The organism is uncultured Mailhella sp. (genome assembly GCF_944324575.1).
Lineage (GTDB): Bacteria > Desulfobacterota > Desulfovibrionia > Desulfovibrionales > Desulfovibrionaceae > Mailhella.
Genome location: NZ_CALUWV010000079.1, coordinates 1 through 9,375 on the forward strand (window position 1 = coordinate 1; position 9,375 = coordinate 9,375).

General features: G+C 57.6%; 5 protein-coding genes. 3 read left to right on the forward strand and 2 right to left on the reverse strand.

The annotated features are described in order from the left end of the window. On the reverse strand, window positions 1–2,242 hold a 2,242-nt coding region (rpoB, locus tag Q0J81_RS08785; protein ID WP_294447254.1), incomplete at its 3' end, for a DNA-directed RNA polymerase subunit beta. 737 nt (window positions 2,243–2,979) lie between these two features. After that, window positions 2,980–3,759: an IclR family transcriptional regulator gene (locus Q0J81_RS08790; protein WP_294447255.1), complete on the reverse strand. Its 780-nt coding sequence runs from the start codon at window positions 3,757–3,759 to the stop codon at window positions 2,980–2,982. A gap of 209 nt (window positions 3,760–3,968) precedes the next feature. On the opposite strand from Q0J81_RS08790, the gene Q0J81_RS08795 reads away from it, so the two are divergent. Genes Q0J81_RS08795 through Q0J81_RS08805 form a run of 3 tightly spaced genes read left to right on the forward strand, consistent with a single transcriptional unit; the run spans window position 3,969 to window position 8,208 of the window. Further along, window positions 3,969–5,294, forward strand: coding sequence for a gluconate:H+ symporter (locus tag Q0J81_RS08795; RefSeq protein WP_294447256.1), 1,326 nt, complete (start codon window positions 3,969–3,971; stop codon window positions 5,292–5,294). A gap of 39 nt (window positions 5,295–5,333) precedes the next feature. Further along, window positions 5,334–6,212 carry a dihydrodipicolinate synthase family protein gene (locus Q0J81_RS08800; protein ID WP_294447258.1) on the forward strand — a complete coding sequence of 293 codons (879 nt, stop codon included), beginning with the start codon at window positions 5,334–5,336 and terminating at the stop codon, window positions 6,210–6,212. A 25-nt stretch (window positions 6,213–6,237) separates the two neighbouring features. After that, entirely contained in the window at window positions 6,238–8,208 is a 1,971-nt protein-coding gene (locus Q0J81_RS08805; RefSeq protein ID WP_294447259.1) for a YjhG/YagF family D-xylonate dehydratase, read from the forward strand. The last annotated feature ends 1,167 nt before the right edge of the window (window positions 8,209–9,375 follow it).

The window sequence follows — 9,375 nt, forward strand, 5'->3', positions numbered from 1 at the left end:
CTTCGAGATACAGGTTGTCGTAGGCCACGATGACGCGTTCGGCGTCGGCATAACGGACCACGCCGTCACCTTCGGCAAGAAGGCAGGCGCCGGAGTCGCGGGCCACGTCGTATTCCATGCCGGTGCCCACGAGAGGACGTTCGGAACGCAGAAGCGGAACGGCCTGACGCTGCATGTTCGAACCCATGAGGGCTCGGTTGGCGTCGTCGTGTTCAAGGAAGGGAATGAGCGCGGCGGAGATGGACACCATCTGGCTCGGAGAAATGTCCTGCAGGGTGACTTCGTCGCGGCTCGCCATGAGCACGTCGCCGCCGGTGGAGCGGACGGTCATGTTCTCTTCGGTGAAACGACCGTTTTCGTCCACGGGCGCATTGGCCTGAGCGATGATCTGATCCTTTTCGCAGGAAGCGTCGAGGTGCACGATCTCGTCGGTGCGGTAGCCGTTGCGGATCACGCGATAAGGCGTTTCGATAAAGCCGTATTCGTTCACCTTGGCGTAGGTGGTCAGAGAAACGATAAGACCGATGTTCGGACCTTCAGGCGTTTCAATGGGGCAGATGCGGCCGTAGTGGGAGGTGTGAACGTCTCGCACTTCAAAGCCCGCGCGCTCACGGGTAAGACCGCCGGGACCCAGGGCGGAAAGACGACGCTTGTGCGTGACTTCCGAGAGGGAGTTGGTCTGGTCCATGAACTGCGACAGCTGGGAGGTGCCGAAGAATTCCTTGAGCACGGCCGCCACGGGCTTGGGATTGATGAGGTCGTGGGGCATGAGCGAAGCCACTTCCTGAATGCTCATGCGCTCCTTTATGGCGCGTTCCATGCGCACGAGGCCGATGCGGTACTGGTTTTCCACCAGTTCGCCCACGAGACGCACGCGACGGTTGCCCAGATGGTCGATGTCGTCGGGCGCACCGTTGGAGTCCTTCATGGTCACAAGCACCTTGATGGCCGTGATGATGTCCTCGTCGGTGAGGGTCAGCACGTCCTTGTCGGTGGTGAGACCGAGGCGCAGATTGAGCTTGTAGCGGCCCACGGCGGACAGGTCGTAGTAGTCGGCATTGCGGAACAGATTGTCGAAGTAGCTGGCCGCGATCTCGGGAGTGGGCGGGGAGCTCGGACGAAGACGACGGTAGATTTCCTCCTGCGCCTTCTCGGTGCTCGTGGTCTTGTCGAGCATGAGCGTGTCGCGGATGGAGGAAGAAGTGTCGGCGCCCTTGGTGTGCAGAATGGAGAGGCTGGCAACGCCCGCTTCCTGAATCTGCTCGAACAGGGAAGGCGTCACCTCATCGGCGGCTTCGGCCAGGATTTCGCCGGTGGCGGCGTTCACCACGTCCTCACCGAGGAAGAGGCCGTACAGGGCGTCGGGAGCCACTTCGATGAACTCGATGTTCGCGGAGGAGATCTTTCTCCAGTCGCGCTTGTTCATCTTCTTGCCGGCCTTGACCACGACGTTGCCGTCGGCGTCGAGAATGTCGTTGTAGGCAAGACGGTCCTTGTCGTTGCCGAACAGATCGGCATCGGCACGCATGAACAGACGACCGCCGTCAAGACGATACTCTTCCTTCTTGTAGAAGGTGTCGAGTATCTGGGTCTTGGACATGCCCATGGCCTTGAAAAGGATGGTGGCGGGCATCTTGCGGCGACGGTCGATGCGCACGTACAGGATGTCCTTGTGGTCGAAGTCGAAGTCGAGCCACGAGCCGCGCATGGGGATGACGCGGCAGGAATAAAGCACCTTGCGGGACGTATGCGTCTTGCCGCCGTCATGCTCGAAGATGATGCCGGGGGAACGCTGCAGCTGATTGACGATGACGCGTTCCGTGCCGTTGACGATGAAGGTGCCCTTTTCGGTCATCAGCGGAAGCGTGCCGAAATAGATGTCCTGTTCCTTGCCGTCGCGGTAGGTACGGGTACCTGTGGCTTCATCGACGTCGTAGATATCGAGACGTACCTTGATGCGCACGGGAGCTTCATAGGTCAGACCCTTGGAAATGCACTCGGCCTGATCATACTTTGGCTCGCTTATCTCATAGCCCAGATATTCCAGGCTGGCGGTGCGATTAAAATCTTCGATGGGGAACACGGACCGGAAGACTCCTTCGAGTCCCACGTGAGGATCGCGTTCCGATTCCTTGCGTCCTTCCTGAAGGAAGGCGCTGTAAGAGTCCACCTGAAGATTCAAAAGGTGCGGAATGGGAATGGACACTTTGATTTTGCCGAATTGCTTCGTAAGCTGACCCATTACTTTACCTCAAGAATGGCAGTTGTCCGGCCCTGCGCCGGAAAATTGACGTACGGAAGAAAGCCTTGACACAAAAGTGCAGACGCGAAAAAACAGACAACAAAGCCCCCCTTTCCTTACCTCGGAAGGGGCGTTGCCTGCGGTTTATGGCATCTGATCATATGGAGCGTTCAATGTGTGATGCCTGCATATCCGTCCGTAGAGATTATCCTAATGAGTCAGTCAGCCTAACCCCTTATCAGGCAAATAGCAAGTGTTTTCCCCACACTATTTTCCATATTTCAGGATAGCCCATTTTTTTGTAAAAAACAATTCCCGCCTTCGGTTGACAAAAGAAATTTTCTTCTTTTCCCGTATGATTCATCTGAAAACGATCTGACTTTTTCCGCAATATCTTTCTTTATCTTTCTTTCTCACCATATTGCGGATGTGTTTGCCGTATTCTTTTCCTCATCGGCGCGACGTCCGCACGCATTGCAGACGCTCGTGGCCTTCCAAAGAAAAAAACACACAAGGCTCCCGGCGCGCATAGGCAGGGAACAATACCTCTTCAGGCGCAGTCATACATATTTTTCCGACGCTGCATCACCCTCATAGTTCCCGCTGAAGAGCGCAGACAGGTCGCGCCCTCATGCAGCCATATATTTTCTTTCCGCCTTCAGGCCGGAGGCGACGCTTTGCGGACCATGCCCGTCAGATGCACTGCTCAGGCCTGACGGACCGGACGTTCTTCTCCGTCAGCTGCTGAAGCACTCCTGGCTCTCGCGCATAAAGCCTTCCAGCTTGGCTGCCGCATTTTTAAGCGCCAGGCTCACGATTGCCCGTTTTTCCGGCGTATCGCGAAAGCTGGGAAGCGAAACGCTCATGGCACAGTCCACGCGCCCCTCGAAATGGACGGGAACAGAAAGGCAATGAAGGTCGGCAATGATCTCGCCAATATCCATGGCTATACCCTTCTCCCGCACCTGCTGAAGCTCACGATAAAAAGCATCGAGATCAAAGGGGCTCGAAACGAGCTTTTCCTGAAAAAGCCTGTGCAGATCTTCCAGGCTCCATTGACTCAGCAGCGCCTTGCCCAGCGCCGTCCTGTTGGCGGGCATGCGTGATCCTACCCGGGAAATAATCTGTATGGGCTCCTTGCAGTTCACTTTGGCGATGTACAACACTTCCGGCCCTGAAAGCACACCGAGCTGGCAGATCTCATTGCAGGCGTCCACGACGTCGCGCATGCAGGACTGTGCCTTGCTCATGAGCGGATCCTGACTGCGGAAGGCCTCGGAAAACATATACAGTCCCCTGCCCAGCTCATACTGATTGGAACGAGGATCCCTGCGGACGAACTCGTAACGCAGAAGCGTGTCGAGTATGGGGAATATGGTCCCCTTGCTGCTGCCTATGGTCCGGGCGAGCTGAGTGAGCGTAAGTCCCTGCGGACTTTCGGAAAGCGCCTTCAACAGAGCGATGACCCGCATCGTCGGCATATGGACGTCGGAAGAGGTAGAGATATTGGTCGGCATGGCTCCATGCTACACGGAATCAGTTCCCTTTTCAAGAAAGCTTCATCACAGACTATCTGCTTGTTTTCCCTTCCCGAGAAAAGTTCACAAAGTTCTCCCTCCCCCCTTGACCGGACAGTATTTTTTGCATTAGTTTGTTTTTACGAATTGTGTTCGTATATAGAAACACTATAAAAACCTTCAGCTTCATGCTTGAAAGGGGGGAACGTATGGGTACAACCGGAGCTCTCATCATTCTGGCCATAACCATCGTGGGCATCGTGCTTCTATGCGTGCGCTTCAAGGTGCATGCCTTTCTGGCCCTTACGGCCGCATGTATTTTCCTCGGGCTTGCCAGCGGAATGCCTCTCGGCGACATAGGCGGTTCCATAGAAAAAGGCATGGGCGGCACGCTGGGCTTTCTCGCTCCCATTCTGGCCCTCGGGGCATTCATGGGAAAAATGCTTGAAGTGTCCGGAGGCGCATCGCGTCTCGCTCATTCGTTCATCAGTCTTTTCGGGCAAACAAAAGCCTACTGGGCCATGCTCATCATAGGCTACATCTGCGGTATCCCCGTATTCGCCCAGGTGGGCATGGTACTGCTCATGCCTCTGGCCTTCTCCATTTCCAAAGAAGCAAAACTCTCCATTCTGCTGGTGGCGCTTTCTCTGTATACCGGTCTTCTGGTGGTACACTGCGTCGTTCCGCCCCATCCCGCCGCCATGGCCGTGGCCAACGACCTGCATGCCGACGTCGGCAGGGTCTTTCTCTACGGTCTGGTCTTCGTCATCCCCGGCGCCATCATCGGCGGCCCGCTCTTTGCCAGACAGATCTCCAAGGCCATTCATGTTCCCCTTCCGGCCAACGCTCAGGAAGCAAGACAGGATCGTCCTCTTCCTTCCTTCGGCTGTACGCTGTTTCTCACGCTGCTTCCGCTCATCCTCATGATCGGCAAGACCATCGTGGAGGTTTCCTCCAGCAAGGATGCCGCCTATCTTCCCCTGGTGGAATTTCTGGGACATCCGGTCATCGCGCTCTTCATCTCCGCCGTGGCCTCCATTCTCTTTCTCGGCGTGAAGCGCGGCTTCACCTCCGATGAACTGAGCGACTTCTGCAGCAAATCCCTGTTGCCCATGGTTTCCATTCTGCTCGTCATCGGCGCCGCGGGCAGCTTCAACAAGGTCATCATGGACTGCGGCATGGGGGATGTTCTCAAGAAGGTCCTCATCTCCATCAACATGCATCCTGTCATCATGGCATGGCTCATCGCCTCCATCCTGCGCTTCGCCCTGGGCAGTGCCACCGTGGCCATGATGACTTCCGCAGGCTTCATCACGCCCGTGCTGACCGTGCATCCCGTGGACCCCGCACTCATGTGCATCGCCATCGGCGCAGGGGCCATAGGCTGGTCCCATGTGACCGACTCCGGCTTCTGGTTCTTCCGCGAGTTCCTGAACATGTCGGTAAAGGACATGTACCTGTCCTTCACGCTGTCCGGCTGCATCGTTTCCATCATCACGGTCATCATCTGCTACTTTGCATCCTTTATCCTGTAACCCTGCGTACCATTTCTTTCCTGAAAGGAGTCCGACAACATGAAGTACATCGCCCCAACTCTCACGGCCCTGAAAAGCTCCACGGAAATCGACGTGGAATCCTGCCTCCGGCACTACGATTTTCTGATCGAAGGAGGCATCGACGGCGTAGCCATCTTCGGAAGCTCCGGCGAGTTCCCCCATCTTCCTCTTGAGGAGCGCAAAAAGCTCATTTCCGCCGCGGTGAAGCATATCGACCATCGCATGCAAGTCTTCATCGGTACCGGCGAAATGCAGGTAGAAGACTGCATCAGTCTTTCCGAATTCGCTCTGGAGCAGGGCGCAGACGGCGTCATGATCGTGGGTCCCTACTACTTCGCCCTGAACGACGAAAGCGTTTTCCGCTACTACGACCGTGTTGCCTCGGCAGTGAAGGGAAAAATTTACATCTACAACTATCCTGAACGCACGGGCTATTCCGTCTCCCCGGAAGTGGTCCTGAAACTGGCTGAACTGCATCCCAACATCGCAGGCATCAAGGATACCATTCCCGACATGGCACACACCGTGGCCCTGATACAGACGGTGAAGAGCCGTCTTCCCCACTTTGAAGTACTGAGCGGCTTCGACTACAACTTCGCCGCCAACGTCATGGCAGGAGGAGACGGCTGCATTGCCGCCCTGGCCAACATCCGCCCGAAGCTGTGTTCCGCCTGGCGCGACGCCATGAAGAACGGTGACTATGACGCCGCCGCGAAATATCAGATCATCTTCAACCGTCTTGTGGCGATTTACGGTGTCACCTTCCCCTTCATGGCGGGCATGAAAAGCGTGCTCGTCGATATGGACATCTTCACCAGCGACACCGTGTGCTTTCCCTATCAGGAAAGCACGGCGTCCCAGAAGCAGCGCGTCCGCGACATTCTGAAAGACTTCTAACCCACGGTCTGACAAGGAGGAAAACATGACAGTTGACTCTCTGTATCAAGATCTCCGGCAGGACATCTACAACGTCAGGACCCATGCCGACGGCCCTGAAGGCTCCCTGCCCATCAGCGGCGACATGCTCCGCAAACGTCCCAGCGGGGATATATTCGGCATGACGCTGAACGCCGGCATGGGCTGGAACCCTGAACATCTGCTCGGGCCGGACGTGCTCATCATCAGCACACTCGGCGGACAGAGGGCCTCCGACGGACATCCCGAAGCACTCGGTCTGCATGTGGGCCACTGGGAACTCGGACTGCAGATAGCCGCAGCCGGCGAGGAAATCACCAGAGAAAAAGGCCTGCCCTATGCCTGCTACGTCACCGACCCCTGTGACGGACGGACCCAGGGCACCACGGGCATGTTCGACTCCCTGCCCTTCCGCAACGATGCGGCCATGGTCTTCCGTCGTCAGATACGCTCCCTGCCCACGGCAAAGGCCCTCATCGGCATCGCGAGCTGCGACAAGGGCCTGCCCGCCACCATGATGGCCCTCGCCTCCATGCATGATCTGCCCTCCGTGCTCGTTCCCGGCGGCTCCACACTTCCGCCCACAAACGGAGAAGATCTGGGAACCGTGCAGACCATAGGCGCACGCTATGCCAACAACGAGCTCAGTCTTGAAAAGGCCGCCCGCCTGGGCTGCTGCGCATGCGCCTCCTCCGGCGGAGGGTGTCAGTTCCTCGGCACGGCGGGAACCTCGCAGGTCGTCAGCGAAGGACTCGGACTGGCGCTGCCGCACACCGCACTCGCGCCGTCCGGAGAACACGTATGGGTGGAAATCGGCCGCATGGCCGCTCGAGCCGTCCTTAACCTGTACAGACTCGGCATCACGACCAGAGACATTCTCACCGACAAGGCCATAGAAAACGCCATGGCCGTTCATGCGGCCTTCGGAGGTTCCACGAACCTGCTGCTGCATCTGCCCGCCATCGCCCACGCCGCGGGCTGCCGCGTCCCCACCGTAGAAGACTGGTCCCGAGTGAACCACGCCGTCCCGCGCCTTGTCAGCGTACTTCCCAACGGTCCCGTGTATCACCCCACCGTGCGAGCCTTCATGGCGGGCGGGGTTCCGGAAGTCATGCTGCACCTGCGGGCTCTCGGCCTCCTCAACCTCGACGCGCTCACAGCCACCGGCGCAACCGTCGGCGAAAACCTGGACTGGTGGGAACACAGTGAACGCCGTGCTCGCTTCCGCAGCCTGCTCAAGGAGCTGGACGGCATCGATCCCGACGATGTCATCATGTCTCCGGAACGGGCCCGGGAGCGCAATCTAACCTCGACCATCACCTTCCCCGTGGGCAACATCGCCCCTGAAGGCTCAGTCATCAAGTCCACCGCCATTGATCCCGGCGTTCTCGATTCCGACGGCGTATACCGCCATACCGCCCCCATCAAGGTCTTCACCTCGGAAACCGAAGCCATCAAGGCCATCAAGGAGGGCAGAATCCACAAGGGCGACCTCATGGTCATGATGGGCGGAGGTCCTTCCGGCACCGGCATGGAAGAAACCTATCAGCTCACCTCTTCGCTCAAGCATCTCTCCTACGGCAAATACGTCGCCCTGTTGACCGATGCCCGCTTCTCCGGCGTATCCACGGGCGCATGCGTCGGACACATAGGACCGGAAGCTCTGGTAGGCGGCCCCATCTCCAAGCTTCGTGACGGTGACATCGTGGAAATGATCGTGGACTGCAAGAAACTCGAAGGACACATAAACTTCATCGGGACGGACCTCGAACATCCTCTATCCTACGAGGAAGGCGCCCGGATTCTGGCGGAACGTCCCCCTCATCCCGATCTGAAACCAGCTCCAGAACTGCCCGACGACACCCGTCTGTGGGCGGCACTTCAGGCCGTCAGCGGCGGCACCTGGGGAGGCAGCGTCTATGATGTGGACAAGATCATAACGGTCATCAATGCAGGCAGGAAAGCTCTCGGCATGTAGCCTTTAAAACATTTCTCTGCTCTCCCTCCCCACCTACGACGGCGGGCCGTAAGGCTCACCGTCGTTTTCTTTGAAATAACGGAGATTCTTCTCCGCGCGTCCTCCGTCACCGGGAACACGCATGGACCGCCCTGCCGAGAGCCCTGTCCCCGCAACCCTCGGGCGGACATATCCTCTGTCCCTCAAAACAACGCGCTCGAGGACGCTCCTTTTGCCTCACATCAGTGCGCCGCCCCCTCCACTCCCGGAGACGATCAGCCCCGGTATTCTTCGTGGCCAGGAAAAGGACACAAACCTCCTTCTCTTCTGTTCCGCCCCCCTTCTCCCCCGCACAGGTCACGTCTTTCCGACACTTCTCTGTCCATGACTCTGAAAGCCTTCCCGTCCGCCACGTATCTCAGTCCGAAACCAGACCGGGCGCTCCCCGCCTGACTCTACCGTACAGAAGCAGAAGAAAATCCGCAGCAGACATCTTCGAAAGATCTCCCTGTAAGCAGGGTACCTGTCGGCCACGTCCTTTCCTTATCCGTCCCGACATGCCGCTCCCGGGTCCTCTTCATCTTCACCCCGGGCGTCCAGTCTTTCAGACACCTGCATGCATGATTCGTCCGCCGCTCCGTCCGTATTTCTGCAGAACGTATGGAGAACACATCCATCCATTCATTGACGCCTGACCTTTCGAAGACAGTATCCTCAGAAGTACGGAGTCCCGCACAGACCTGTGACCTTTTTCATGGTCCATGTCTCCATCCTGCCGGGATACAACGATTCCCGAAGTCCCGGTGTTCACTTCAGACAGCTCTCGCTTCTGTTTCCGGAGAAAAACATCTTTCGATCCGACGGATTCCGCCGCCGGACTCGCATGCTCTCCAGAAAAACATGTCCCAGTGAAGCGACAGCAGAAATGCTTCCTCATGCCGGAAACCACTTGCAGACAGCCTGTCACCATGGACGCACGACTTCTGCAGAAACAGAAATGACCGCCCACCTCTTCCGCACCTTCTGTCTGTGCTTCCATCCAACAGGCAGAGCGTTCTGACACCGTCATGTCGGAGGCCCGCACTCCCTCAACTGCCTGAAGACCTTAACCAATGGGGCCCCACCGGCATAGCCGGTGGTTCCTCTTATGCGCCTATAAGGCTTTCTTACCAGCCGCGCCCTAGCAGG